This is a genomic window from Trichocoleus desertorum ATA4-8-CV12 (assembly GCA_019358975.1).
Lineage (GTDB): Bacteria > Cyanobacteriota > Cyanobacteriia > FACHB-46 > FACHB-46 > Trichocoleus > Trichocoleus desertorum_A.
In genome coordinates, this window is record JAHHIL010000001.1 from 447,458 (window position 1) to 474,047 (window position 26,590).

Genomic DNA, 26,590 nt, shown 5'->3' on the forward strand with positions numbered 1-26,590 from the left:
ATCCTACTGGTTGAATGTGAAGCGACCATTCACCTTTTCGCCGCTGATGTCAGACAGGACGGCGACCTTATATTCTCCAGTGCTAGTCTCAGGCAGAATGGCGGCGTAATGCTGACCTTGCGCGTCATACTTCATGTCTAAGGATTTCTGAGTGCCATCGGGTAACTGCACTTGAGCGGTGACTTTAGCATTAGCAACAGGCTCATGATTGTCTCCCTTCTGCAAGAAGAAGTCGATGTGAGTCCCTGCCGCTTCTTTGGCGGTCACGAGTTCCAAATGATAAGGGCCAGACTCAACCACTTGTCCTCCTTGCCCTCCGTGAGCACCTGCTGGGGCAGAGCTGGGACTGGTGGCTGTAGAGGCAGCAGGGCTACTGGTTGAATTGGTGGCTTGATTACTGGTCTGATTACCACTGCTGCAAGCCCCCAAAAAGAGAAGTCCGAGGGTGACAGTCGCGATCGCACTAACTTTGAGCTGCATAATTTTTCTCCTGTTTGGTAGAGAGGTTAGGAAACAAATGCTTGCCAAACTTGGCATAGAGAGCAGGCAAGACCAGGAGGGTTAAAGCTGTAGAGGTGAATAACCCGCCTAAAACCACGATCGCTAGAGGTTGCAAAATCTCCTTTCCGGGTCCGCCTGCCACGACTAAGGGAGCCAACCCCAACGCTGAAGTAAACGCGGTCATCAGAATGGCGTTTAGCCGCTCCATTGAACCTTTGATCAAAATGTCTTTGAGTGGCATCCCTTCGGCAAACTTGCTGTTGTAGTTATCCACCAGCAGCAGACCATTCCGGGTTGCGACTCCAAATAGGGTGACGAAGCCCACCAACGACGCGATCGATAAAGTTCCTCCGGTTAGAGCGACGGCAATTACCCCTCCCACCAAAGCCAGCGGCAAATTAATCATGATCGCGGCAGTGGAAGGAATCGACTTCACGGAGAGATACATGATGATCGTAATCACCACAAAGGCGATCGCGCTGAAGATGAGAATGTTTTGACTGGCGCGTTCTTCGGCTTCAAACTGCCCTGCGTACTGGATGTAATAGCCGGGTGGTAACTGAACTTGTTGCTGCACTTGAGCCTGAATGTCATTCACGACCGATCGCAAGGCTCTTCCTTGAGCGTTGGCAGCCACCACGATCAGGCGCGAGACATTCTCCCGGTTAATGGTGTTTGGGCCTGTGCCTTCCTGAATTGTTGCCACTTGAGCCAGCGGAATTTTATTGCCATTGGGCGTATCGACCCTTAAGTTAGCGATCGCATCTATGCTTTGGCGGGCTGCTGGGTTGAGCCAAACCACCAAATCAAAGGTTTGCTGCTGTTCTAAAACTTGAGAAACGACTCGTCCATTCAGCGCCGTTTCAATCGTTTCTGAGAGCTGCCCCATGCTCAAGCCGTATCTCGCCGCTGTCCCCCGATCAAATTGGATTTGGATCTGCTCCACCGGGATTTGTGGTTCTAGTTGCAAATCCACGATGCCTTCAACCGATCGCATCACGTCATTCACCTGCTGACCCAGGGTGCGGAGTTCTTCCAGATCTGAGCCAAAGATTTTGACGGCGATCGCACTTCTTACCCCTGATAGCACCTCATCCATACGATGAGAGATAAAGCCACCCACATTGGGAGCCGCTCCCGGAACCTGATTGAATTCTTGGCGCAATGCTTCCACTGCGGCTGGGCGATTTTGCATACCCTCCGGACTCAGCTCCACATCGATATGGGCCAGATTCACACCAGCAGCATCAGCATCCCCCTCAGCCCGTCCCGCCCGCACCTGAATGGAAGCAAATCTAGGGTCATCCCTGAGCTGATGCTCTAATACTGAGGCGGCGCTGTTCGTCGCTTCTAGAGAGGAGCCAGGGTAGAGCAGCAGCGTGTTTACCAGCGATTGCTCTTGAAACTCCGGTAAGAAGATCCGCCCAAACGACGGCACGATAATTGTGGTAGCGACCAAACTGGCGATCGCCAAGCCTAGAATTAAGGGCGATCGTCGCATGGAGAACGTCAGGAGCGGCAGATAGAGTCCTTTGAAAAAGCGAGCCACCCAAGGTTCCCGTTCTGGTAAGCGACCATAGGGCAGCAAAATCGCGCATAGAGCTGGAGTAACGGTTAAGGCAACCACACTAGAGGCCAGTACTGCCACTAAGTAACCCAACCCCATCGGGATAAAAATACTGCCTTCGACTCCCGTTAGCGCAAAGATGGGAGAGAAGACGACAACGGTGATGATCGTGGCTCCAAATACCGAATCCCGCACTTCCTGGCAACCTTCAAACACGACTTCTAGAACGGGACGGGGGTTGGGAGAATATTTGTTCTCGCGCAGACAACGGTAGACATTCTCGGCATCGACGATCGCATCATCGACCGCAGAACCGATGGCAACGGCTAAGCCGCCTAAGGTCATCGTGTTCAAGCCTTGCCCTAACCAATTCAGTGCCAAGATCCCGATGAGTAAGGAGAGCGGCAGAGCGGCTAAACAGACGGCTAGATTGCGCCAATTCATCAGGAACGGAATCAAGATTAGGGCGACGATAATGCTGCCTTCTAGCAGAGCTTCGCGGACGTTTTCGATTGAGGCATCAATATAGGTTTCTTGCCGAAAGGTCGTCGCCACTTGAATATCCGATGGCAAACCCGCCTTTACCTCTGCCATTGCCGCTTCAACTGCACGAGTTACGGTGGGCGTGTCAGCAGCAGGCTGTTTGTTCACGATCGCCACGACCGCTTTTTGCCCATTGACGCTGGCATCCCCTCGCTTTACCGCTGCACCAATTTTGACCTCGGCGACTTCTGTGATTCTGACTGGAGTGCCATTGCGAGCCGTAATCACCGACTGCTTCAACGCTTCAATATCTTCAATGCGGCCAATCCCGCGAATCAGTTTTTCGCGATCGGGAGTAATTAAATATCCTCCCGGTGCGTTCACATTAGCCGCTGCTACTGCCTCCGTGACATCCTGCAAAGAGACATTAAAAGCTTGGAGCTTTTCCGGTGCTACTAAGACCTGGTACTGCCGCACATCTCCACCAAAGATGATGACTTGAGCGACTCCGGGTACGGCGAGGAGACGATTGGTGACTTGCCAATCTACCAGCCGTCGCACTTGCATTAAATCTATGGTTTGGGAGGTAAAGGCATAAGTGACAATGGTGCCAATCGGAGAACTAATCGGAGCAACTTCCGGGGTTTCCACGCCTTCCGGTAACTTGCTTTGAGCCGATTGCAAGCGCTCTGTGACCAACTGCCTGGCTTGATAGATATCGGTGCCCCAGTTGAAAATCACTCGTACCACGGAAATACTGGCCGCACTGGAGGAGCGAACCGTAGCAACCCCTGGAGTCCCATTGATTGCACTCTCGATTGGCAATGTGACTAATGTCTCGACTTCTTCTGGCGCTAGTCCAGGCGCTTCGGTTTGAATTTCGACTTGGGGTGGTGCAAAGGGGGGAAACACATCCAATGGCATTTGGATGATCGTCCGAAAAATCCAAATCGTGATGACGATCGCGCCTAGAATCACCAGCCAGCGTCGGGCGATCGCCCATTTAATGATGGCACTTAGCATAAAAGTTGGCTCAACGTCGCTAACGAAGAGAACGATCCGACTTTGAATCGTGTGAAGCTACAGGAACACGAGTCGTGTCATGCTCCTGAATATCCTGTAAGCCATAATCCTGAGGGACGCTGAAACCTTGGCGATGACGGCGATTGGCCCAGTACACACCTGCTCCGAACGTACCCGCCGCGATCGCCCCTCCCGCCGGAATTACCAGCCACCAAGGGATTGCGGGTTGGGAAGTTGTGGTAACTGTCTCCCCATGCTCGTGATCCTCAGCAGTGTTGCTGCCGCCACGTAGCGATTGGGCATAGAGTTGCATGGCGCGTTGAGTGACAATGCGATCGCCATCAAAGAGTCCGTTTTTGACCTCCACTAATTCCCCGGAGGCTTGACCCAGGGTCACTTCGGTCGGTTGGAAGGCATCGCCGTTTTGCACAAAGATAATCTGCTTTTTGTCATTAGTTTCCACCAACGCCGACTTGGGAATAGCTAGCACAGCGGCTGAGGTGCGATCGGTTAGAACCTCTAATTCTGCAAACATCCCCGATTTCAAGAGCCCGTCAGGGTTGTCCAACTCAGCTTTGACAGGCACAATACGCGTCTCCCCTTGTACGACCGCGCCAATCACACTGATGCGACCTGTAAAGCTACGATCGCTTAGACTCGCCACTTTCACTTGCACTCTTTGCCCCGTCTGAATCCGATCTAAGTCTTTTTCGTAGATATTGGCGCTGACCTGCACGCTGCTATCGTTGATGATTGTCATCACCTTTTTGCCTGCGTCCTCGCCTGATTCGCCCAGAGTGGTCTCGCGATCGGCCACGGTTCCTGCAATTGGAGCCGTAATGGTAATCGCGCCATCGCCATTGGCATTCGCGCCTAGTTGTCGCAATCGGGTTTGATAAGTTTCTTCGCTCAGATTGACCCGCGACTGAGCCACCTGCACTGCTGATTCAGCATGTCTCAGTTGGGAGGTGGCTTCAGAAACTTCTAAGCGGCTTTCAGCTTTGGTCAGCGCTGCTTGGGCTTGAGCCAGTTTTGTTTCTGACTCTAGAAACGTCCGTCTGGCGATCGCGCCGTTAGCCAATAGCTCCTGATCTTTGTCAAAACGCTCTTGAGCAAAACTGACTTCACTGCGAACTTGAGCCAGCTCGGTAGCCGCGATTTTTTGTTGCTGAGCATAGTTCTGTTGCGCCAGTTGCAAATCTGCCTGGGCTTGTTGCACCGAAGCGATCGCCTCAGAACGCCGATCGAGGGCTGTAGTTCGCAGTTCCGCCAGTTCCGGACTCGTCATCACTGCCACCGTCTGCCCCGCTTTGACGCGATCGCCGGGACTGACGAGCAGCCGAGTTACGGTACCTTTTACGGGAGTTGTTACCTCTACCTGCTGATTGGGCAAAGGTTCAATTTGGCCCGTAGTTTTGAGGCCAAAGGCCAACCGCTGACGAGTCACAGGCTCTACTTTTAGCCCCATTAGCTGAGCTGTCTTCGCATCGACTGGAATTGCCCCAGCCGCTTGCGTTGCTTGGCTACCGCCCTGAAATTCGTTGTCTCCATGCCCCTTATGCGCCAAGCTCTGGATGGGAGCACTCAACAGCAGCACGGTTAGGAGAGTGCTTGTAAGCTGAAAAATAGACAATTGAGGTAGGGGAGTCATGGCGGTTTCCTGAGTACAGCGCTTGCTGGAGGGCAATTCTCGCTTGGGGGCTATCCTGTGGCGATCTGGGGGCGATCGCTAGGCTTTTACTAAGTCAGGCAAAATGCAGTTTTGGTACCAACTTGTTTTCAGCGTTGGTACCAAGCTTGTCGCCATTGCTGCATCTGCTGAATTTCAGCTTCTTGGGACTTAATGATGTCTTGAGCCAGTTTTTGAATTTCGGGGCGCTTGGACTTGCTGAGAGCCTCTTGTGCCATCGTCACTGCTCCCTCATGGTGCGGAATCATGGCATTGATGAAGCGCAGGTCAAATTCGGCATCGGCTGCGCCTAAGTCCATCTCCATTGCCATGCCTTTTCTTTGATCCGGTGACATAGGCATAGCATGACCCATCTGAGGATTCCAAGCGACGGGTTGAGCACTGGCCTTGGGATACCAGGCTTGCCGCCACTGTTTCAGTTCTCCAATTTCTTTGTTTTGGGCCGCGATAATGTCTTGAGCCAGTTTTTGAATTTCGGGGCGCTTGGACTTGCTGAGAGCCTCTTGCGCCATCGTCACTGCTCCCTCATGATGTGGAGTCATGGCATCCACAAATCGCAAGTCAAAGTCGGCATCGGCTGGGCCTAACTCCATGCTGGTGCTGTGGTTCATCATGCCGCCATGATGCGCGTTGCCATGATCCATCCCGGATGTGGTGGTGGGGCTAGGAGCTTCAGCCTGGGTTTGGCTAGGTGTAGAGCAGGCATTGAGCAAACTAGCTGTGGCGATCGCCCCTAGTAATAAAGCAATAGAACGAGTTCTCATCCAAAATATGCGGGTCATAAGTCTTCGTGCCTTCGGAAAGTTGCAGAGGTCTATGTCGCTATTCTGAAGTCTCCTGTGAACTGGAGTGTCAACTAGGCAAACGAAATCCGTTAGAGCAGCCGCTTTGCATCTGTAGAAATCGGCGCTGCTCAACCATTCAGGGTGGCATGCAGTTATGAAATCAGGATGAAATAGCCCTAACCTTCAGGCAGGAAATTGTGTTGTGGCGCTCTTACTAAGCGATCGCGGAGAAGCGAGCTGGTGAAAGTTGTTCCAAGATTGGGTCTGTTGGGCCTGAGGCAGCTTGAGCAAATCGTTGGGCTAAAGGCGGCATGATCGCGAAGGGGTTACTAAAGCCAGAGAAAACGGACAATCCGCTTGTGTCTGGAACAGGGCCAATTAAAGGTAAGCGATCGCGGCTAAAGGCTACTAAGCATTGCTGCCATTGACCAGGCAAGTTTTGCAGTGCGGGTAACACCTGGCCTACCGCCTTCCGAATCGCTGTTTCACTGGCGATCGCGTCAACTACCGCTTGCGGATCGCTCAGAACTCGGCTAATTTGTCCCAACCGCAGACTGCCATTTGCTAATTGCACCGCCCCCGCATCCAAGATCCAAGGCACTATCTCTAAGCCAGGCTCCTGCCACTCTTGCTCTTTAGCTGCTGTGCTTGCTTGTGCCTCTAGCTGAAAGCGCTGCATCTCTGCCGTCATCACTAGCGTCCGTAACTTGACCTCTACGGGTAGCGTTTCAACCAGTTCAGCCTGGGTAAAGTAGAGGGGCACGGGTAATCCTGCTGCTAGCAAATCTCGACTCCAGCCACCCGCACAAACCACTACATTGCCAGCGGGGTAAGTTTGTTGAGTGGCGATCGCTCCTGTGACTCGCTGGTTTTGTCGCTGCAATCCTGTCACCTGATCGATCACAATGTTGCCACCCGATCGCACAAAGGCTTGGCGATAGGCTTGAGTTAGGGCTTCTGGGTCTACTTGACCGTGGCGAACGGTAAAAGCTCCAGCGATCGCTTCAGGATTGAGCAAAGGCTCCAACTCGCAAGCTTCAGTGACGCTCAGTAAATGCGGAGAAATGGCGTAATTGGCATAACTAGGTGCGATAGTAGCAGGGTCGCGATCGGCAGCGACCGTGAGCAACAAGTCTAGTTCTCGAAAGTGAATTTCTGCGCCTAACTCTGCGGCCAAGTGAGGATAACGCTGCTTGCCTTCTTGACAAAGCTGCTGAGTTAACTCAGTCGTACCAGACCAATAGGCAATGCCGCCGTAGCTGAAACGAGTTGCGCCTTGTATTGTGGCAGATTGCTCAATCAGCAGCACCGAAAACTGTTTCTGGGCCAGTTCGTAGCTTAAGGCTGCTCCGGTCACACCGCCGCCAATTACAATCCAGTCGTATGTACTCATGCCCTCAATTTATACCCCAAGTTCAGGCCCCAAGCTGTGGTTGAACAATGGGCGCAGACACAACTCCAGCTTGTTCTAGAAATGCCGCCGCCCGCAGAATCAAGGCTTCATTATAGGGTGCGGCGATGAGTTGTACGCCAAGCGGCAATTGGCCCGATCGCTGAAGCGGTACTGATACTACTGGCAACCCGATAAAGGATAACGGCTGAGTATATAACCCCAAATTAGGTCGAATCAGGATCTCTTCACCATCGATCGCGATCGTTTGCTGACCAATCAGTGAAGCAGGGTAAGGAGTGGTGGGAGCCAAGATCAGATCGACAGTTTGGAAGATCTCGCGCACCTGCTGCTGAAACCATTGGCGGAAGCGTTGGGCTTGGAGATACCAATGAGCAGGGATCAAAGCACCAGCCAGAAACCGATCGCGAGTGGCAGGGTCAAAGTCTTGAGACCGCGATCGCAAATTGGCCCAGTGGAAATTGGCACCTTCTGCGGCTGTAATCACAAAAGCGGCAGCTCTGGCTCGATGGGCTTCTGGGATGGTGACGCGCTGAGTTGCGCCTAAAGCTGTGGCAACTTGCTCGACCGCTGCTAGCACTTCTGGTTCGGCCCCTTGAGCAAAGTACTCGTCTGCGATCGCGATTCTCACCCCGTCAATGCCTTGGTTTAGCTGGGGTAGGCACAGATCAGGGAGGCGATTGCTACTAATGGGGTCACGGGGGTCAGAGCCTTGCAACAAATCAAAAACTGTGGCCAGATCTCGCACCGAACGGGCGAAAGGGCCGATGTGGTCAAAGCTACTAGAAAACAGCACTGCGCCAGCTCGTGACAAACGCCCATAAGTGGGTTTGAGACCGAACACGCCACATAAGGCCGCAGGGACTCGGATCGAGCCGTTAGTATCAGAACCCAAGGTTAAGGGGACGAGACCCGCTGCTACTGCTGCTGCCGAGCCACCAGAGGAACCTCCCGCAATCCGAGCTAAGTCATGGGGGTTGTGTGTAGGACCGTAATGGCTATTCTCCGTCACGAAGCCATAGGCATACTCATCCATATTGAGCGTACCGAGCAAAATGGCTCCTGCTTGCCGCAGCTTTGCCACGGCTGTTGCATCTTGGGTGGCTGGGGGATGTTCCGCGTTAATCTTGGAACCCGCTAAGGTGGTTAACCCCTCAACATCAAACAGATTTTTGACTGCAAAGGGCACGCCTGCTAGAGGGCCAGGATCTTGTCCTTGGGCGATCGCTTGGTCAATTTGCTCAGCAGTTGCTAAAGCGGTCTCGGCCATCACGGCTGTAAAGCAGTTGAGGGACTGGTTGAACTCAGCAATTCGCGCTAGAGTCGCTGCCATAACTGCTTTGGCCGTGACTTCTTGCCCTCGAATCACCGCTGCAATGCTGGTTGCATCTGCTTGCCATTGGCTCATGGTTCAAAAATAGGCGCAGCTTCAATATTATCGGGCAGCGGAAACTCTAGAACTAGCTCTGCGATCGCTTCAATGCGGGCGAAGTTGGTGACGATGCTAGGAATGCCATCGGGGTCGAGGGGCAAATCAATCAGGCTAGCAGCAGCATGAACGTAATCAGTAGGGTCAATGGTTGAGTTTGACATGCCTGGCAGGATGCTACTTGAAACTATATTTTCTCTGAAAGATTCCGCTACAGGGGATGCAAATTCCGGTTCTGGCCCGTGACGAGTTCAACGAAGAGGCCAGCTCCCTTAATATCCTTTAAAGAGCGCCTCTACTGCCAAAATCGGCAAAAGAGTTAAGGGAGCAGAACTGTCAGCGCGAGTTTTTCGTTCAAGTCTTCTGGGCCATTTAACCCACGCTTCAGGTTCAATTGCTTGCCCGTAATCTCTCCTGCGATAGGTGCCAATTGCTACTGAAAAAGCTCAAGCTGGTGATGAGTGATCTCAGTGGGACTTGCTTTTCTTAATCCTGTCTTAACCACAGCAAAACTTTGTTATTCTAATGAATCCTGCTACGGATCACTGTCTTTGGCTGGTATTGCAGAGAAACTTAAATATATATGTTGAGGACTGCTGGAGCTAAAACACTTTTTGGTTAAGATCTGGTTAATAAGCAATTAAAGCCCTTGCTAGTCCTTTAACAGAACTCTTGGTTTCGTCAATCTGTTCAGACCTGAAGCCAGCGATCGCGGCAGGAACTTGTATTTGACGCTACAGGGTTCATCACTTAGAAAAGATAACAATTTAACAATCTCAGGGAGGAAACCGTGACAGAACGCTCTAACTTTCTCTATCCGCGTAGTCGCTACCACGGCGAAGTTAAGCCAGAGAATCTAGTTTTCAACGCCAATTTGCAAGAATTCTCTCAGCAAGTTACCTATATCTGTTGCTTAGAAACAGGTGGCAAACTCACGCCAGAGGAATCCTACAAAAAGGTAAAAGCGCTTTGGAAGCAGCTAAAGCGGACCAAAAAGCAACTGGGAATCGGTCAGAAACCTTTTCATCAGCCGGAAGAAGGTCTTTAGCAGTTTCAACTCTCAGTTTTTATATTTATCAATGTCGGGGGGTAGGCTTGCTGCCCCTCTTTTGCTATTTACTCGTGCTATTTGCTTGTCATGGTGTGCACACCATCCCAATCTTCTGGGGGCGGATTGGTTAAGTAGTCTTGAATGCGACGGAGATGCACTTCTACTGCTTGATCTGTGTCCCGCAGCTCTTGGGCGGCATTGAAGTACTGGAGAGCTTGCTGAAACTCCATTTGTTTGTACGCGGTGCGTCCAGCTATATATAGATCTAGAAATTCCTCACTGTCGGCGGGTAAAGCCTCTCGGCGATCGCCAATCAACTCAAAAATGCTGACAGGTCTGTTCTTGCCCTTGACGCGAATTTTGTCGAGTTCTCGCACCCAGATGCGATCGCGGCAGAGTTCGTAGGTGAACTCGCTCAGCACAATATCGCAGCCGTATTCCTTGGTCACACTTTCTAAGCGAGAGCTGAGGTTCACACCATCCCCGATCACGGTGTAGTCCATGCGCTTCTGGGAGCCGATGTTGCCAGAAACTACTTCTCCAGAACTAATCCCAATCCCGATGTGAATTTGGGGTTGCGATTCCATCCGCCGGGACTCGTTAAACTCCTTCAACCGTCGCCGCATATCCAGCGCTGATTGCACTGACATCCAGGCGTGGTTTTCGTTTAGCGGAAGCGGTGCCCCAAAGACCGCCATGATTGCATCCCCAATGAACTTATCCAGGGTGCCTTCATAGTTGAAGATCGCTTCCACCATCGTTTCAAAGTACTGATTCAGCAACTCGACGACTTTGGTCGCTTCTAAGTTTTCCGTCAACGTGGTGTAGCCGCGAATATCCGAGAACAGAATCGTAACTTCCTTACGCTCACCCACCATGAGGCCATCTTCGCCCAAAGCCATGACTCGCTCTGCCACCCCAGGGGTCATGTAGCGATACATGGTCGTCTTCATCCGTTTTTCTTGGCTGATGTCTTCTAACACCACCAAGCCACCCCGCACGCCGCCTTCTGGGTTGGTGAGGGGGTTTACGGTGAGATTGATACTGCGCTCAATTTCGCGGATTTGGTCTTTGGTGAAATAGGTTGGCACTGCCCCATGGTTGCCATTACTAGTGTCAGCTTCGGGTGGCGTTGGGACTTCATTCCAAGCAATGTAGCATTTGGCCTCAGTGCGATCGCTAATCGCCAAGGTATATACGGTGTTGCCGTCATCCTCCAGCATGCCCTCACCCACAGCAGTCGTGGCAATATGCAGCCCCACGGTTAAGCTCTGCTCTGGTACATAGTGTTTAGCAGCAGTTTTCAAGCTGTCTTGCAAGCGCATTTGCAAGTTTTCGATCGGAATAATGTCCCAGACATAGCGCCCGACTAGCTTGTCTTGCCAGTGCAATTTATTCACCTTGCCACTGGCTTTGCGAACTGGGCAACCGAGCAACTCGATCGCAGCATCATTAATAGTGACGATTCTGCCTTGCATGTCGGTGGAGATCACCGCATCCGACAAGCTCTGTAGCATGTCTTTCTGATACTGTTTCTCCAGCAGCACATTCTCAAACAGTTGGGCATTTTCTAAAGCAATGCCTGCCTGAATGTTAAAGGCCCGCATAAACTCTTCGTCAGAGTTGGTAAAGCTGCCTTGATGCTTGTTAATTAACTGCGTCACTCCAATTAAATCGCTACCCGAGTTAAACACAGGCATGCAAAGGATATTGCGGGTGTGATAGCCTGTTTTCTTGTCAGTACTGGGATCAAAGCGTGGGTCTTCGTAAGCGTTAGGAATGTTCAGCGTCTCACCCGTAGAGGCGACGTACCCAGCAATGCCTTTATTGGCAGGAATACGAATTTCTAGAATTGTTTTTTCGTCTGCGGCGGCAACTTTGGTCCACAGCTCATTGGTTTCCCGGCTCAATAGGAATAAAGTACTGCGATCGGCTTGCATCAAGTCACGGGCTTGATTCATCACAGCCCGCAGGGTGGTTTCTAGATCTAAGCTGCGCCCCAACATCTTGGTCGCTTCTAGTAACGCTGCTACCCCACGCTGGTTGCGGGCGGCAATGTAGAACGTATTACAACTCTCTAGGATGATGCCAATAGAAGAAGCAAATTCCCGAAAATGTTGCTCATCTGTAGCGTCGAATGGCATCCCGCCCATCTTGTTCAGCAACTGAACGACTGCCACCACTCGCTCATGCTTATTGAAAATGGGCATGCAAAGGATGTTCTCAGTGTGGTAGCCCGTTTGCTTATCCACTTCTTTATTAAAGAGAGGATGGCTGTAGGCATCGGGAATATTCAGGCACTCTCCGGTCGTAGCAACGTGCCCTGCAATGCCTTTATCAATCGGAATCCGAATCTCAGGAGACTTGCCGTCATCACTCTGAGCAATTTTGGCCCAAAGTTGCGCTTTTTCTTCATCTACTAAAAAAATGGTAGTGCGATCGGCCTGGAGAATTTGGCCAATTTTTAAGGTGAATGCCTCTAGAATCTGCTCTAGTAGTGTCTCTAGAGTTTCGTTATTAATTAAATCGATCGCCCGTAAAAAGTGCTCAAACTCACGAGTAATCTGCTCCAGCAAATCAATGAATTGCGGAATCGGTAAATCCTTGACGCGATGAGTGAGGCTACCTTTGCGGTTATTGGCTTGAGTCAGGGTAGCCAGCATGCCACCCGATTGAGGCACAGCGCCAGAATTATGGAGTGTCATAGTCATGACCGATAAAAGGGGCAGGGAAGCCCATGCTTGGTAGATGGATTCTGAGCGAGGCGATCGCAGGAGGATTAGATGTTTTTATAGACACTACACTAAAGCCCATCTTCTGTTGATTAGCGTAGCTTGCTCTAGTCTAGGTGATGCCACAGAGAGCCAGTCAGAAAACTTGGTCGAGTTGTTGGCATGGCAAAACTCTCTCAGATTCTTTGATTGGTTTATATCTATAGTGTCGTGAGGTATCACCGATTAATCAAGAGAGCAGTCTCGCTAAAACAGGCCGCTGTTTTAGTCAAGGTTAGTATCCCCTCACAATACTTGGCAATAACAGAACCACTACGAATGTAACTGGTTGTTTACAGTCCAACAAGCAGCAGCTTATACAAAACTGTAGTTGTGCCTCTAGTTCGCCTTCCCTACTAGGCAAGGGCGGGGGGTAGGTCTCAGTTGCTAAGCGGCTGAAGGCAGGGCTTGGGAGGTAACTACAGCGCGATAATAACTTTGAAGTTGACGGGTCGCTGCTGCCCAACCCCAACGTTCTGCTTCCAGACGAGCATTGTGCCGGAGAGTTTCGCGTTGCTCCACTTGATCTAACAAAGTTCGGGTCGCCGCGATCGCCCCTTGCTCATTGCTGGGATCAAACAGGTAGCCATTGACGCCATCGGTCACAATGTCAGGAATACCGCCGGAGCGAGCCGCAACTACGGGGCACCCTGCGGCCATTGCTTCTAAAAGCACTAGCCCTAAAGTTTCAGTTCGAGAAGGAAAGACAAAGGCATCAGCAGAGGCAAAGGCACTGGCTAGCTCTTTGCCTCCGAGATAACCAACGAAGTGGGTGGGGGTGCCAGCAAAATGCTTTTCTAGTTCTTGGCGATAGGGGCCATCTCCCACTAAAGCCAAGCGAGCGTTAGGAATTGCTTCTAGGATGGGTTTGATCCGATCGATTTCTTTTTCAGCGGAAAGACGACCGACATAGAGCAATAACGGTGCTTCTGGATGGCCTTGACTGAGACGCGATCGCATTTCCTGACTTGCCAAATCAGGCTGGAAGGTTTCTGTGTCTACGCCTCGTTGCCAGAGGTCCACCCGTTCAATCCCGTGGGCGGTTAATTCTTCCACCATGGCGGTGGAGGTACATAAATTTAGTTGAGCTTGGTTGTGCCCCGCTTTGAGCAATTCCCACAGCAAACCTTCTAGCATGCCCAAGCCGTAGTGCTCTAAGTATTTGGGGAGATGGGTATGGTAAGAAGCAACTAACGGAATTTTTAGCGTTTTACTATAGTAGAGACCTGCCAATCCTAGGACAGCCGGATTGACGATATGAACCAGATCTGGCCGAAATCGCTCTAAGGCTTCCCCAATCGAAGGACGAGGAAAAGCCAGCTTCAGCTCCGGGTACAGCGGCAGTGGAATTCCTGGTACCCCATAAATTTTGGCACCTTTGTACTCCGTCAATCCTCCATCTGGAGAAAAAATGAGTACTTGGTCGCCAGCACGCTGTAAATGCTCAACCGTATGGCGTAGGCGCGTGACAATTCCATCAACCTTGGGCAAAAAGGTTTCAGTGAATAGAGCAATTCGCATAAAGTCTAGAAATATTTAATTGCTGACAACTTTTTTAGGGTTGAAAAAAGCAGAGCCCCCCTAGAAGCAGATAGAAGCAGCTCTGCTTGAGATGGTTATCGACGCCAAGAAACTTTGGGTAGAATCTGATTTTGGTCCACGCGATCCTGATACTTCACGGCAAAGTTCAGCAAGGAATCGAGCAAGGAATCAGAGAGGAAGTGAGGCTGGAGTCCGAGGCTGAGCAAGTTGGTGTTTTTGGCATTAAAGTAATGCTCTTCTAGCTCGACCCGGGGGTTGTCGATGTGGTTGACTTCCACATTCAGCCCCAGGGAAGCGCTTGCTTGCTTCACCATTGTGGCTAGGTCGCCAATGCTGAAGAGTTCGGTGAATTGGTTAAAGACTCGGAATTGACCCGGATCAGCAGGGTTCGCGATCGCCAACTCCACACAGCGGACCGTATCCCGGATATCTAGGAAGCCGCGAGTCTGACCACCCTTGCCATAAACCGTGATTGGATGCCCAGTGGCAGCTTGGATACAGAAACGGTTCAGTGCTGTACCAAAAATGCCATCGTAGTCTAGGCGGTTGATCAACAACTCGTCCATTCCGGTTTCTTCGGTGAGGACGCCATAGACAACGCCTTGGTTCAAGTCGGTAGCACGCAGACCCCAAACCCGGCAAGCAAAGTGAATGTTGTGACTATCGTGAACTTTGCTGAGATGGTAGAACGAGCCAGGTTGCTTGGGATAGGGCAGGGTATCTTTACGACCGTTGTGCTCGATCGTGATATAGCCTTCTTCAATATCAATATTGGGTGTGCCATACTCACCCATCGTGCCCAGCTTGACGAGATGGCAGTCTGGGAAGCTTTCACGCATCACGTAAAGCAGATTCAGCGTTCCGACCACATTGTTGACCTGAGTCAGGACAGCGTGCTCGCGGTCAATCATGGAGAAGGGGGCAGAACGCTGTTCCCCAAAGTGCACAATTGCTTCTGGCTCGAAGGTATGAAGTGCCTTGCTTAAGAACTCGTAATTGGTAATGTCACCAACAAAGAGGTCTATGGACTTTCCGGTTAAATCTTTCCAACGCTGCAAACGTTGCTGAATCGGTGCAATTGGGGTTAGGGTTTCGATGCAAAGTTCCGTATCCCAGTGTCGGCGCACCATGCTGTCCAGAATGCCGACTTCATAACCTCGATTGGAGAGGTAGAGCGCAGTTGCCCAACCGCAGTAACCATCGCCGCCAATAACCAGGACTTTCATCTTGCTGAATCTTGCACGAGTAGTGTTCGCTGAATCCATCAGGTCTAGAGCTTTTCCGCCTGGGGACAGACTAGACTAAGTTCTAAGTTCACTGTCAGCCCAAGGCTGGAATGAACTTCGAGAACCTTCTACCAACCGTACCAGGAATAGGGGTCATTGAACCTCCCTCTGGAACAGAAATTTCAAACTCTCACTTCTTCGGCAAAATTGGCCCAGCGTACGAAGTAAAAAGGGCCTGCAACAGAACCCCAAATGTGCTCGTCGGTTTCGGGATCTCGACCGCGATCGTGGCTAATAAATCTTTCGCCGTCTATCTCAAATGTGCTATCGAGATAGGTACTTTGGCCTTTGCGAAAGACGATGCAGCCTTTGCCGGGTTCTACATAGCCCTTAAAGCTGTTGCCTGTCCACTCGGCAATCATGTTGCATCCGGGTAATTTTTCTAGATCCTCAGCTTGGAGGGTTTTGAGGCACTCTAGGTCTCGCGAGGCTCCATAAAACCGCGCTTCTTCCCGGACAGTGTAGTTCTCAATTTCAATGCGATCGCCCTGCACCACCAAATTGAGTATTCGCACCCGATAGGGATCATTCAGCTGATAATCATAGGCTTGCTCAACCAGCAGGCTGACGCCAGATAGAATTTGTTGGGGAATGGGACGCATACAAACCCGGATATGGGCGAAGAAGGGTGGGTTCTCAAATGCTTGTTCTTGGTTGCTAAAGTCTGCTGCCATCCAGCGGGCCAAGGTGCCAACATCAGTCGCGTGAGTCATGGAAAAATTAAAACCGCATATCTAAAAGTGATCCCCATTATTGTCTAGGATCTAGCTGATTTTTAGCCGCGAGTTTTTCTGAGGTTGATTCACGTGACTTAATCCGTGTTTTTGAGACGAAATAAGAGCACTTGAGTTGGTTGTTCGGCTTGCAGATGGTTGTTGCTGACCAGCAATAAACTCTGAGAACCGTCTGGTAATTGTGGCCCCAAGGTCATTCCGGCTAAGTCACCCAGTGGAATTCCGAGCTTGTTCAAATCCAATAGCGATCGCTTACGAATCGGTTGAATTCCTTCTGCCCCTTGGAGGCTGGCCAAACTGGAAGTGTCTGTAGCGCTGCCCATTGCTAGTTGAAAAATTTCCGCAGAGGGGTTGGAGTCATCTAGGGTTTCCTCCAAGCTCAAGAAATGCCCACCTTGGTCGAGCACCATTAGTTCTGTCAGTTGCGGGGCGATCGCTCCGACGGGAGGAGCTTTGATGGGATACACATGCTCTGCAATCAGCACTGGGGGGCCGTCTCCGATCAGATAGTGAAGTAAGCGATTATTAGCAGTTTGGTTTTCTGTCTCTCGGTCTTGCACTAAGGCTGATTGAGTGGCGGCGAAGATGCGAAACGGTTCTAAATTGGCAGGACTGACACTAGGAGCGCTAAGGGTCAGGGCTGAGAATGCTCCATGCGCTTGAACTCCGACAGGTTCTTCCGGTGTACCCGTATTGGGTAAGAATCGATTTGGGATCGGTAGCCGTTGCCGTAACTTACCAGTGGCTAGATCAAACTCGCCGACTAAAGGCGTGGTACCCGCCGCATCTAAGTTGTCGCTTGCAATGAAGACAGAATTTTGTGGAGACAGACCAATGCCAGCAGGAGCGATCGTATTAGGCGGATAGGGTTGACCGTTGTCCTGTTTCAGGATGGTGACTTGCTCAACTTCTAGCTGCTGGATTTTGGGAGCTTCCGGATCACTCGTATCAACACTGAGCTTGAAGGTGTAAAACCTAGCAGGTGCTTGCTGACTAGTATCATTAGAAACGGCATAAAAGCGATCGCGCTGCCGATCGTAAGTTAGGGCTGACAGACCTCCTACAGGAGTGTTGTTGTACGTAAACTGCGGCAGTTGATACTCCCCCAGAAACTCCAGGGAACGGTCCAAAAACAGCCTAGATTCAGCAGAAATTCTAGGCACACCGCAAGCAGTGAGCAGGAGAGGGATGATTAAAACTAGTGCACCCAAAGCTCGACGGTAAGTCCCAAAACGTGCCCCCACCACTGAAAGAACTTCTGGAAAAACTTCTGGAAGAAAAGATTTATCGTACTTCACTGCCAACCCTCGGCTCCTATACAACGCATTATCTACAGTTGCTGGCAATTAAAAACCCCCTAGGGAGGGGGTAAAAATCACGAATGGGTCGCCCGTTTTAGAGCAAGTAGAGCAAGAGAAAGAGCAAAACCCAGATCACATCGACAAAGTGCCAATACAATTCGGCAGCTTCGACGCCAAAGTGATGCTCCTTCGAGTAGTGGTTCGGCTTGAGCGATCGCCACAGTACACCCAGCATCAGCAATAAGCCAAAGCAAACGTGTAAACCGTGGAAGCCAGTCAAGACATAGAAGGTGCTGCCAAACAAGTTTGAAGTGAGGCCAAATTCTAGGTGCTTGTACTCGTAAATCTGACCGCACAGGAAGATGGCTCCCATCAAAGCGGTGACACCAAACCAAGTACGCAATCCCTTAACATCGTCTTTTTTGACGGCGGTGTCTGCCTGGTGAATGACAAAACTGCTAGCAATCAGAATGACCGTGTTGATGCTGGGCAAAAGTAACTCCAACTTGGGTGTCCCTGCGGGGGGCCAACTCGGAGCTACGGCCCGGAAGGTTAAATAAGCCGTAAACAAGCCCAAGAAGATCATGCCCTCAGCAATCAGGAACACAATCACACCTAGGAGGCGATAGTCGTGATGCTCAACTCCATGTGCCGAAACTTCTGACACTTCGGCTTCGTGATGGTAATTTAGCTCAGCTTTTGACGGATCAATCGTGGAACCTTGCATGAATCTCTAATGCCTTTAGCGCAACGACAAGTGCGTTGATCTGGGTTGATCAGCGGTTATGGCTTTCGCCTTGGCGATCGTCAGGATGGACCGCAACCGCCGGATCAGGCTCAGCTCTGAGCGCGGAACTGGGACCCGCCGATAAAGCTGGATCGCGGGCATCCGAGAAGGGCACATCTACCTGAGTGGCGCGACTGCCCATTCCATAGTCATAGGGGCCTGTAGCCAAGACGGGATCACTCTCAAAGTTTTCCACAGGAGGTGGGGAAGTCGTCATCCACTCTAAGGTGAGACCTTGCCAGGGGTTGTCCGGTGCTTTTGGACCCGCTATCCAACTCCAGCAAGCATTCACAATGAAGGGGATCGTAGAGAGAGCCAGCAAATAGGCACCGACCGAACAAATTAAGTTCAGGGTAGCGAACTTGGGGTCATACTCAGCAATGCGTCGGTTCATCCCTTCCATGCCTAGCTTGTGCATGGGCATGAAAGTAATGTTGAAGCCAACTAGCATCATGGCAAAGTGAATTTTGCCCCAGGTCTCATTCAGCATCCGCCCCGTCATTTTGGGAAACCAGTGATAGAAGCCAGCGTAGATGCCGAAGACACTGCCGCCAAACAGGACGTAGTGCAGGTGGGCGACGACAAAGTAGGTGTCGTGAACATGAATATCAAAGGGGACAGCCGCCACCATAACGCCGCTGATGCCACCGATGACAAACATGGAGACAAAGCCCATTGCAAACAGCATGGCGCTGTTGAGCCGTAGCTTTCCGCCCCAAATGGTAGCTAGCCAACTGAAGACCTTGATCCCCGTGGGAACCGCAATCACCATTGTCGTGATCATGAAGAACATGCGGAGCCAAGCGGGGGTGCCGCTGGTAAACATGTGGTGTGCCCACACGATCAGGCCCAGGAAGCTAATTGCCAAGCTGGAGTAAGCGATCGCCTTATAACCAAAAATTGGCTTGCGAGCATGGACGGGCAAAATTTCCGAGATCATGCCGAAGAAGGGCAAGATCATGATGTAAACGGCGGGGTGGGAGTAGAACCAGAATAAATGCTGGTAAACAATCGGGTCACCGCCACCTGTCGGGTTAAAAAATGCTGTACCTGCCAGCAGGTCAAAGGCCAGGAGAATGAGTGCGCCTGCTAAAACCGGAGTCGCGATCAGCGCTAAGGCTGAAGTCGAGAGCATGGCCCAGCAGAACAGGGGCATTTGGTTATAACCCATGCCGGGGGTCCGCATCTTCACAATCGTGACGATGAAGTTCACTGCTGCCAGGATCGAAGAGGTTCCGAGCAGTAGCACGCTCATGATCCAAATCGCCTCTCCAGCCTTGCCCGCACTCATCGTGCTTAGCGGTGGATAGGAGGTCCAACCTGCACCCGGTGCCCCAACTAAGAAACTACTGAGCAGCAATAAGCCTGCGGGGGGAATGATCCAGAAGGCGATCGCGTTCAGCCGGGGGAAGGCCATGTCTCTAGCCCCGATCAGCAGCGGGATCAAGAAGTTGCCAAACCCACCCGTTCCGGCAGGTACGATCCACAAGAAGATCATGATCGTGGCGTGGACCGTAAATAAGCTGTTGTAAACCTCACGGCTGACAAAATCAACTTCTGGAGTTGCCAGTTCGGTGCGGACGGCAGTCGCCAGGACACCACCAATTAAATAGAAGATAAACGTAGTGACCAGGTACTGAATCCCAATCACCTTGTGGTCAGTACTAAAGCCAAAATATTCGCGCCAATGGGTCACTTTAGGCTCAGAGCCGTGGGCGGGGATGTTAGCAGTTTCTTGAAGCTGTGCTTGTGTCATAGCCAATTCTCACAACAGAGAGATGCCAAGTGACAGTCTCTAAATTTCTCTGAAAGCAAAACTCAACTGGACCTTAGTTTAAGCGTGATTTAGCTAGCAGTACTGCTGACAGGATCTGCATGATGCATCTGATGCATGCTATGGGGGAGTTCCTGAAGGGCTGCTGCGCTGATGCCTAAATCTTGGGTGTAAGGCGCTAAAAATTCATCAGTAGAGAGATTGGCTGGGTTAGCCGCGATCGCCTGGGTCAAGTCTTCGGCTGTCGCCACCTTCTGACTTTGAATCCAATTGTCAAAGTCTTGAGGAGCTTGCACTAAAACTTTAGTTTTCATCGCGCCATGATAAGCCCCACAAAGTTCGGCGCAAATCAGCGGGTATTCTCCAATTCGATTAGGGGTGAAGCGCAGTTCACTTTGCAACCCTGGCACCGCATCTTGCTTCAAGCGAAATTCTGGTACCCAGAAGGCATGAATCACATCATTGGCCGAAATATTGAGCTTGACTTCGCGGCCATTGGGAACGTGCAACTCAGCCGCAACCACGCCGCTATCGGGGTAGGTAAAGATCCAGGCAAATTGCAGACCTGTGACATTCACCACTATTTCGGGAGCTTTGCCTTGCTTATCAGGGGTGGGTCCTAACCGACCTGCGGTAACGCCTTCACCCGGAGCATCCTTGCGCTGGGGAATGGTTTCATTCCGGACCGCAGCCGTCGCTGGATCTTGCAGCGCTTGCTCTTGCTCCAGTTGATTGCGATTTTTGGTGGCAGGCGTCTCAGTCAGAGTGGCCGCGATCGCCGCTCCAGGCATTTGAGCCATTCGTTCGGCTTTAGGGGCATGGGCAGCCGCGTGATTCATCGGATCAACGCCGCCTTCGCGTAGATAAACTTCGAAGCTATAGACCGAAATACCTAAAACAATGATGGCAGGGATCGCAGTCCAAAGAATTTCGAGGGGGATATTGCCGTGGATGGGAGGCCCGTCTGTATCGTCCCCCTCACGACGACGGAATCGAATAATGGAAATAATGATGATTCCTTGAACTAGCAAAAAAATGCCAGTTCCGATGGTCATCATGACATTGAACAGTCCGTCTACAAGAGGAGCCTCTTCAGAAGCTGCAATTGGCAACAAATCATGATTTTGGCCGTACCAAACACTCACAAGTGTCAGTAGGATGCCAGCAATCATGGCTGAAATAGCGCTTGGGATTTTCACGGCTAGTTAGAGCTTCCTATCAAAACTAACTTTGAGATTAAGTGGCAATTAATGCTTTTTAATGAGTTGAGATCTCATTAACTTAGGAAATTCAGCTCAAAGGATTCCCACAAAATTGAATTAATTTGCTAAATGCAAATAGGATCACGAAGCTTTATCAGTTCGATCTACCTACTAAGGTAAAGCAGGGAGTTAGGGAGATCGGTCGTCATTGTATATCTTTAGGAATTTCTTCGGGATCGCACCGAAGAGAGATGAATCAAGCGCTGGAAGTGTTTATCCTATGTCTGAATTTTTACACTGGTTTAACTTTTGAAAGCCAAATGTGATAACTCGCAGCCTACTTGACAATCCGAAGAAATTCCTAAACCTACCTCTCTCTAAGGATAGCGTCCTTAAAGTAGTAAGTAGACCCCTTCATCCTGGAAATCCAGTGCTAGGGTGAGGATGAGAGTTGGCCCAAATCTCAGTAAATTTTGATTTTTGTTAGGGTACCGCTTATGACAGATTCTGTCTTACCTCGCCACCCTGAATCAGCGACGGAGACCTCCCAGCTAGCTCAATGGATCTCACGGTTTGTGATGCGGATGGCGATCGCGACGTTGCTGTTGATGGCGATTGGCAGTGCTACCCGTGTGATGAATGCTGGATTAGCCTGCCCTGACTGGCCCTTGTGCTATGGCGAGTTGGTGCCCCGCCAGCAGATGAATCTGCAAGTTTTCTTAGAGTGGTTTCACCGCTTAGATGCCGCCCTGCTGGGTTTGTCTTCGATCGCTTTATTTGGCGTTACTTGGTGGAATCGCCGCCAATTGCCGACTTGGTTGCCTTGGGCCGCCACGCTAGTTGTAGGCTTGATTGTGTTTCAAGGAGCCTTGGGAGGGCTGACAGTCACTGAACTTCTACGCTTCGACATTGTCACGGCTCACCTAGGAACGGCATTGCTGTATTTCACGACGTTGCTCGTGATTCGCATGGCGTTGGTGCCTTATCAAGGCACTGGCACTGTCGGAAAGCTACCTTGGGTTAGTCTGAGTGCGGCTATCTTTGTTTATGCTCAAAGCATTTTAGGGGCGTTAGTTGGCTCTCAGTGGGCGTTACACCAATGCTTAGGAACCGCTCAACTCTGCCAAGTGATGAATAGCCATATTGCTGGAGTGCTGCCAGCTAGCTTAGCGACGATCGCAACTGTCTGGTTGGCTTGGCGAACTCCTGCCCTAAGCTCGCTTCTGCGCCAGTTTGCCAACTGGATTGCAGGTCTGCTCGTGTTGCAAGTTGCCTTGGGGATCGCTACATTTCGTTTACACCTACAGGTGGAACCGCTGACCGTGGCTCATCAAGCCATTGGTGCGGCCTTACTCGGAACCTTGGTGGCATTCACCGTAATAGCTTGGCGCGATCGCTCCACGATTAAAGCGGCTGAGCCAACCTCTACTTTATTGGTACAACCCTCGCCTAGCATTCACTCTGAACCTGCCTAGCCCCGCTTCAGGTAAGACTGTAGAGCCTAATAAGGCCATGAATGGCTAACGATAAGTAGGGTCGTGTCCCCGCTGCTGTAGCCTGCAAGTTTTATAGGAACTAAATAATGCAAGAAACGCTTTGGACTCAAGCCCCCCGCCGAAACCAAAACTTAGTTCAAGTTATTCAGAGCTATTACCAACTCACTAAACCCCGCATTATCTTGCTGCTGCTGATTACCACCGCAGGCGGGATGTGGATTGCGGCAGAAGGCCAAGTGAATCCGCTGCTGCTGCTGGTAACGTTGACAGGTGGTGCTCTGGCTGCGGCCTCTGCCAACACGATCAACTGTTTATACGATCGCGATATTGACTACATCATGGAGCGGACGCGGCATCGCCCCTTGCCTTCGGGTCGGGTGCATCCTCGTGACGCGCTGATTTTTGCGATCGCCCTGGCTTCAGTTTCCTTTTCTTTATTGGTGGTCTTCGCCAATTTGCTCAGTGCCTTGCTGGCGATGTCGGGCATTGTGGTCTATGTCTTGGTCTATACCCACTGGCTCAAACGGCATAGTACCCAAAATATTGTGATTGGTGGTGCGGCAGGTGCGATCCCACCCTTAGTGGGTTGGGCGGCGGTGACAGGTGATCTAAGTTGGGCAGCTTGGGTGTTGTTTGCGATCGTCTTTTTCTGGACGCCCCCTCATTTCTGGGCCTTAGCCTTGATGATTCGTAAAGACTACGCCAGTGTAGGTGTGCCAATGTTGCCCGTGGTCGCTGGAGAAGCAGAAACGGCACGGCAAATTTGGTGGTATACCCTGCTCTTGATCCCCGTGACCCTTTTGTTGGTCTATCCCTTACATGTGATGGGAGCGGTGTACGCGGCTGTAGCCTTGCTATTGGGCGGTGTCTTTGCTCAGAGAGCATGGCAACTTATGCAAGCTCCGGCTGACTTAGATCAGGCGCGATCGCTGTTCAAGTACTCCATCCTCTATCTGATGTTGCTCTGTGCTGGCATGGTACTAGATAGTCTGCCTTTGACCCATCAATTGCTGAGCTTTTGTACCGAACATCTCCAGTCTTTGATCAGTGCAGTTCCAATGCTGCAAAGCCTAACTGTTTAGAATAAAAGGAGATGCTGCTTAAACTTTAGTTATAAATTGCCAAGGAATATTGATCGCTATGCCTCCCGCTGTTCTGATTCAACATCTCCAGAAGCACTACGGTCAGGTTGAAGCGGTTAAAGACGTTTCGTTTCAGGTGGAACCAGGAGAAATTTTTGGTCTCCTAGGACCGAATGGTGCGGGTAAAACCACTACAATTCGCTGCCTTTGCACTCTGGCGCAACCGGATGCTGGCAAGGTCGAGGTGTCTGGTGTTTCCGTGACTGAAAATCCCAGGGCAGCTCGACAGTTGCTGGGCTATGTAGCTCAAGAGGTGGCGCTGGATAAGGTTTTGACGGGACGGGAACTGCTGCAACTGCAAGCGGCGCTGTATCATTTGCCTCGTGCGATCGCCAAAGCACGAATTGCTACAGCGATCGAATTACTGGGCTTAGCAGAATGGGCCGACAAAAAGACAGGTACCTATTCTGGCGGTCTCCGCAAGCGGTTAGATCTGGCAGCGGGCTTGCTGCACCAGCCGGATGTCTTGGTTTTGGATGAGCCTACCGTAGGCTTGGATATTGAGAGTCGCGTAGCAGTCTGGAACTTTCTCCGCCAGTTGCGAGCCGCAGGAACCGCAGTTCTCATTACCAGCCATTATTTAGAAGAAATCGATGCCCTAGCCGATCGCGTTGCCATTATCGATCGCGGGTTGGTGATTGCCACAGGGACTCCGTCAGATCTCAAGGATCAAGTCGGGGGCGATCGCATTACCCTCCGAATTCGCGAGTTTACGCCACTCGAAGAAGCCGAAACAGCCAGAGCAATGTTAGAAAGCCTGCCGACTGTGCAGGAAGTGATCATCAACGAGGCTCAAGGCAATTCGCTCAATCTGGTGGTGGCCTCCCAAAGCGAAGCACTCAATACGGTACAGCAAGCCCTCAAAGAGGCGGGTTTACCCACCTTTGGCATTGCTCAAGCCCGTCCCAGCTTAGATGATGTTTACCTAGCGGCGACAGGTTGTACCCTCGTAGACGCGGAACTGGCAGCGGCAGGCAGTCGTGATCCCAAGGCTGAACGTAAACAAAATATGCGCTAACCCTGAGCGTTAATTCCTGAGCCCTAATTTCTAAGCTAACTAAGGACAGTTGAATGAGCCGTAGTGTAACTCCCCCGAAACCCAGCGTACCTTCTGAGAATACAGTACCTAGTCATGCCGTTGGACTCGCTGCAAAACCAGCATTGCCTCAGACCAGCGCTTTGAGTGACTTTGTTCAAGAAACTTTAGCGCTTACCCGTCGCCTATTTATTCAGTTACAACGCCGTCCTTCTACATTGATTGCTGGCATTATCCAGCCGTTGATGTGGCTGGTTCTATTTGGCGCTTTGTTTCAAAATGTGCCGCAGGGTTTGTTTGGGGATAGCCAGAGTTATGGTCAGTTTTTAGGTGCGGGCATTATTGTCTTCACGGCTTTTGGTGGGGCGTTGAATGCAGGGCTCCCCGTGATGTTCGATCGCGAGTTTGGTTTCTTAAATCGTCTGTTAGTGGCTCCTCTGGCCTCTCGCTTTTCGATTGTGGTAGCCTCAGCGATTTTTATCACCACGCTCAGCTTGATTCAGACGGCGGTGATTGTCAGCGCGATCGCATTTTTGGGCGCTGGCTTACCTAATCTCCTCGGTTTGGGTGTTGTCACCTTAATTGTGTTTGCCTTAGTTTTGGGCGTCACAGGCTTAAGCTTAGGGTTGGCCTTTGCCTTACCTGGACATGTTGAGCTAATTGCTGTAATTTTTGTCACCAATCTACCGCTGTTGTTTGCTAGCACAGCCCTAGCTCCTCTGTCTTTTATGCCCCGCTGGTTGCAGGTTGTAGCGACGCTCAATCCCCTCAGCTATGCGATCGAGCCAATTCGCTATCTCTATCTACACAACGACTGGGCCTTAAATAGTGTGGTGATGCAAGCGCCTTGGGGAGCAGTCAGCTTGGGTGGAGCCTTACTGGTGCTCTTTGCTTTTGATCTCGTCGCTCTATTGAGTATTCAACCTCTGCTCCGGCGCACCTTTGCTTAACTAATCTTGGGGTCGCTTCTTGGGGCCGTTGCGAGGGCAGGGCGGCAAGGTTAGACTGTCTCTAGGTCAGTGAAATGAACCTGTCAAACTAGAAAGCAATATCGGCTCATGCTCTGGTGTGGGAGCTTTTCTATTTTGCTAGCGTCTTAAATCTCAGTCAAAGTTTAGTAAATATCGAATTCGGAACGGCTTATGAAGATGCAGCCTCAGACTAAATTAGCTTCTCCTCATTTCCAGGCTCGGCTCGCCCTGGGTCTGCTAGTCGGGGTTGCTCTCGCTCCTTGGCTATTGCCTCAAGTGACCTTGGCTCAAACCGCTGGGGCTGTGCAGCCATTAGAGGATTTTCAAAATAAGGATGGAGGTACCGATCTCTTTTCTGATCGTTCTGGCAACGGTGCCTCCAGCTTGTTTAATCTAATGCACCGGGCTGCTTTTAGCGGCATGCGGAGTGCAGATGACTACGGAGCTGAGCAACAACAAAATTTGAATGATGCCGCAGCTCAATTTCGGGAACTGCAATTGAAGCGCCTGAAGCAGCAACCCAGTACTCCCGCTAGTTCAACTTCTGCTCCTGCAACTATTCTGGAAATTTCTCCTGCTAAGTAGGCAAGATGCTTGCTAGCGCTCAG

At 51.1% G+C, this 26,590-nt stretch carries 21 protein-coding genes; 6 read left to right on the forward strand and 15 right to left on the reverse strand.

Going from position 1 to position 26,590, the window contains the following annotated elements; translation table 11 throughout:
* Positions 1-3: 3 nt before the first annotated feature.
* The 7 genes from KME12_02010 to KME12_02040 all read right to left on the reverse strand — a co-directional run bounded on the left by KME12_02010 (position 4) and on the right by KME12_02040 (position 9,053).
* Positions 4-480, reverse strand: a complete 477-nt coding sequence (locus tag KME12_02010; GenBank protein MBW4486542.1) for a hypothetical protein — start codon at positions 478-480, stop codon at positions 4-6.
* Positions 464-3,574, reverse strand: a complete 3,111-nt coding sequence (locus KME12_02015) for a CusA/CzcA family heavy metal efflux RND transporter (GenBank protein MBW4486543.1) — start codon at positions 3,572-3,574, stop codon at positions 464-466. Before KME12_02015 ends, KME12_02010 begins: the two co-directional genes overlap by 17 nt.
* Positions 3,575-3,593: 19 nt before the next feature.
* The gene (locus tag KME12_02020; protein MBW4486544.1) at positions 3,594-5,225 is read right to left on the reverse strand and encodes an efflux RND transporter periplasmic adaptor subunit; all 1,632 of its coding nucleotides are present in this window, start codon (positions 5,223-5,225) and stop codon (positions 3,594-3,596) included.
* Between the two features lie 128 nt (positions 5,226-5,353).
* Positions 5,354-6,028 carry a DUF305 domain-containing protein gene (locus KME12_02025; protein MBW4486545.1) on the reverse strand — a complete coding sequence of 225 codons (675 nt, stop codon included), beginning with the start codon at positions 6,026-6,028 and terminating at the stop codon, positions 5,354-5,356.
* Between the two features lie 235 nt (positions 6,029-6,263).
* Entirely contained in the window at positions 6,264-7,442 is a 1,179-nt protein-coding gene (locus KME12_02030; GenBank protein MBW4486546.1) for an FAD-binding oxidoreductase, read from the reverse strand.
* A 22-nt stretch (positions 7,443-7,464) separates the two neighbouring features.
* A complete protein-coding gene (locus KME12_02035) occupies positions 7,465-8,868 on the reverse strand; it encodes an AtzE family amidohydrolase (GenBank protein MBW4486547.1) in 1,404 nt (467 codons plus the stop codon).
* Positions 8,865-9,053 (reverse strand): DUF4089 domain-containing protein, encoded by a 189-nt coding sequence (locus KME12_02040; GenBank protein MBW4486548.1) that lies wholly within the window; start codon positions 9,051-9,053, stop codon positions 8,865-8,867. Before KME12_02040 ends, KME12_02035 begins: the two co-directional genes overlap by 4 nt.
* A gap of 626 nt (positions 9,054-9,679) precedes the next feature.
* On the opposite strand from KME12_02040, the gene KME12_02045 reads away from it, so the two are divergent.
* On the forward strand, positions 9,680-9,937 hold the full coding sequence (locus tag KME12_02045; GenBank protein MBW4486549.1) for a hypothetical protein: 258 nt from the start codon (positions 9,680-9,682) through the stop codon (positions 9,935-9,937).
* Between the two features lie 77 nt (positions 9,938-10,014).
* On the opposite strand, the gene KME12_02050 is transcribed toward KME12_02045, so the two are convergent.
* The 8 genes from KME12_02050 to KME12_02085 all read right to left on the reverse strand — a co-directional run bounded on the left by KME12_02050 (position 10,015) and on the right by KME12_02085 (position 21,334).
* On the reverse strand, positions 10,015-12,645 hold the full coding sequence (locus KME12_02050) for a GAF domain-containing protein (protein MBW4486550.1): 2,631 nt from the start codon (positions 12,643-12,645) through the stop codon (positions 10,015-10,017).
* A gap of 453 nt (positions 12,646-13,098) precedes the next feature.
* Positions 13,099-14,232, reverse strand: coding sequence for a glycosyltransferase family 1 protein (locus tag KME12_02055; GenBank protein ID MBW4486551.1), 1,134 nt, complete (start codon positions 14,230-14,232; stop codon positions 13,099-13,101).
* A 95-nt stretch (positions 14,233-14,327) separates the two neighbouring features.
* Positions 14,328-15,479 (reverse strand): NAD-dependent epimerase/dehydratase family protein, encoded by a 1,152-nt coding sequence (locus KME12_02060; protein MBW4486552.1) that lies wholly within the window; start codon positions 15,477-15,479, stop codon positions 14,328-14,330.
* Between the two features lie 182 nt (positions 15,480-15,661).
* Positions 15,662-16,252 carry a chromophore lyase CpcT/CpeT gene (locus KME12_02065; protein ID MBW4486553.1) on the reverse strand — a complete coding sequence of 197 codons (591 nt, stop codon included), beginning with the start codon at positions 16,250-16,252 and terminating at the stop codon, positions 15,662-15,664.
* A 98-nt stretch (positions 16,253-16,350) separates the two neighbouring features.
* Positions 16,351-17,520 (reverse strand): esterase-like activity of phytase family protein, encoded by a 1,170-nt coding sequence (locus KME12_02070; GenBank protein MBW4486554.1) that lies wholly within the window; start codon positions 17,518-17,520, stop codon positions 16,351-16,353.
* 148 nt (positions 17,521-17,668) lie between these two features.
* On the reverse strand, positions 17,669-18,301 hold the full coding sequence (locus tag KME12_02075) for a heme-copper oxidase subunit III (GenBank protein MBW4486555.1): 633 nt from the start codon (positions 18,299-18,301) through the stop codon (positions 17,669-17,671).
* 49 nt (positions 18,302-18,350) lie between these two features.
* Positions 18,351-20,117 carry a cytochrome c oxidase subunit I gene (gene ctaD, locus KME12_02080; GenBank protein MBW4486556.1) on the reverse strand — a complete coding sequence of 589 codons (1,767 nt, stop codon included), beginning with the start codon at positions 20,115-20,117 and terminating at the stop codon, positions 18,351-18,353.
* Positions 20,118-20,206: 89 nt separating this feature from the next.
* Positions 20,207-21,334, reverse strand: a complete 1,128-nt coding sequence (locus KME12_02085; protein ID MBW4486557.1) for a cytochrome c oxidase subunit II — start codon at positions 21,332-21,334, stop codon at positions 20,207-20,209.
* 500 nt (positions 21,335-21,834) lie between these two features.
* Here KME12_02085 and KME12_02090 point away from each other — a divergent pair, with 500 nt between their 5' ends.
* From KME12_02090 to KME12_02110, 5 genes are all read left to right on the forward strand, one after another.
* A complete protein-coding gene (locus tag KME12_02090) occupies positions 21,835-22,812 on the forward strand; it encodes a heme A synthase (GenBank protein ID MBW4486558.1) in 978 nt (325 codons plus the stop codon).
* Positions 22,813-22,919: 107 nt separating this feature from the next.
* A complete protein-coding gene (locus KME12_02095) occupies positions 22,920-23,915 on the forward strand; it encodes a heme o synthase (GenBank protein MBW4486559.1) in 996 nt (331 codons plus the stop codon).
* A 58-nt stretch (positions 23,916-23,973) separates the two neighbouring features.
* Positions 23,974-24,993 (forward strand): ATP-binding cassette domain-containing protein, encoded by a 1,020-nt coding sequence (locus KME12_02100; protein MBW4486560.1) that lies wholly within the window; start codon positions 23,974-23,976, stop codon positions 24,991-24,993.
* Positions 24,994-25,046: 53 nt separating this feature from the next.
* Positions 25,047-25,961, forward strand: coding sequence for an ABC transporter permease (locus KME12_02105; GenBank protein MBW4486561.1), 915 nt, complete (start codon positions 25,047-25,049; stop codon positions 25,959-25,961).
* 192 nt (positions 25,962-26,153) lie between these two features.
* Positions 26,154-26,567 (forward strand): hypothetical protein, encoded by a 414-nt coding sequence (locus KME12_02110; GenBank protein ID MBW4486562.1) that lies wholly within the window; start codon positions 26,154-26,156, stop codon positions 26,565-26,567.
* Positions 26,568-26,590: the final 23 nt, after the last annotated feature.

What these genes read in the sequence shown, in the direction of transcription:
- KME12_02010 (MBW4486542.1), bottom strand. Translation starts at nt 480, where the DNA reads ATGCAGCTCAAAGTTAGTGCGATCGCGACTGTCACCCTCGGACTTCTC.
- KME12_02015 (MBW4486543.1), bottom strand. Translation starts at nt 3,574, where the DNA reads ATGCTAAGTGCCATCATTAAATGGGCGATCGCCCGACGCTGGCTGGTG.
- KME12_02020 (MBW4486544.1), bottom strand. Translation starts at nt 5,225, where the DNA reads ATGACTCCCCTACCTCAATTGTCTATTTTTCAGCTTACAAGCACTCTC.
- KME12_02025 (MBW4486545.1), bottom strand. Translation starts at nt 6,028, where the DNA reads ATGAGAACTCGTTCTATTGCTTTATTACTAGGGGCGATCGCCACAGCT.
- KME12_02030 (MBW4486546.1), bottom strand. Translation starts at nt 7,442, where the DNA reads ATGAGTACATACGACTGGATTGTAATTGGCGGCGGTGTGACCGGAGCA.
- KME12_02035 (MBW4486547.1), bottom strand. Translation starts at nt 8,868, where the DNA reads ATGAGCCAATGGCAAGCAGATGCAACCAGCATTGCAGCGGTGATTCGA.
- KME12_02040 (MBW4486548.1), bottom strand. Translation starts at nt 9,053, where the DNA reads ATGTCAAACTCAACCATTGACCCTACTGATTACGTTCATGCTGCTGCT.
- KME12_02050 (MBW4486550.1), bottom strand. Translation starts at nt 12,645, where the DNA reads ATGACACTCCATAATTCTGGCGCTGTGCCTCAATCGGGTGGCATGCTG.
- KME12_02055 (MBW4486551.1), bottom strand. Translation starts at nt 14,232, where the DNA reads ATGCGAATTGCTCTATTCACTGAAACCTTTTTGCCCAAGGTTGATGGA.
- KME12_02060 (MBW4486552.1), bottom strand. Translation starts at nt 15,479, where the DNA reads ATGAAAGTCCTGGTTATTGGCGGCGATGGTTACTGCGGTTGGGCAACT.
- KME12_02065 (MBW4486553.1), bottom strand. Translation starts at nt 16,252, where the DNA reads ATGACTCACGCGACTGATGTTGGCACCTTGGCCCGCTGGATGGCAGCA.
- KME12_02075 (MBW4486555.1), bottom strand. Translation starts at nt 18,301, where the DNA reads ATGCAAGGTTCCACGATTGATCCGTCAAAAGCTGAGCTAAATTACCAT.
- ctaD (MBW4486556.1), bottom strand. Translation starts at nt 20,117, where the DNA reads ATGACACAAGCACAGCTTCAAGAAACTGCTAACATCCCCGCCCACGGC.
- KME12_02090 (MBW4486558.1), top strand. Translation starts at nt 21,835, where the DNA reads ATGACAGATTCTGTCTTACCTCGCCACCCTGAATCAGCGACGGAGACC.
- KME12_02095 (MBW4486559.1), top strand. Translation starts at nt 22,920, where the DNA reads ATGCAAGAAACGCTTTGGACTCAAGCCCCCCGCCGAAACCAAAACTTA.
- KME12_02100 (MBW4486560.1), top strand. Translation starts at nt 23,974, where the DNA reads ATGCCTCCCGCTGTTCTGATTCAACATCTCCAGAAGCACTACGGTCAG.
- KME12_02105 (MBW4486561.1), top strand. Translation starts at nt 25,047, where the DNA reads ATGAGCCGTAGTGTAACTCCCCCGAAACCCAGCGTACCTTCTGAGAAT.
- KME12_02110 (MBW4486562.1), top strand. Translation starts at nt 26,154, where the DNA reads ATGAAGATGCAGCCTCAGACTAAATTAGCTTCTCCTCATTTCCAGGCT.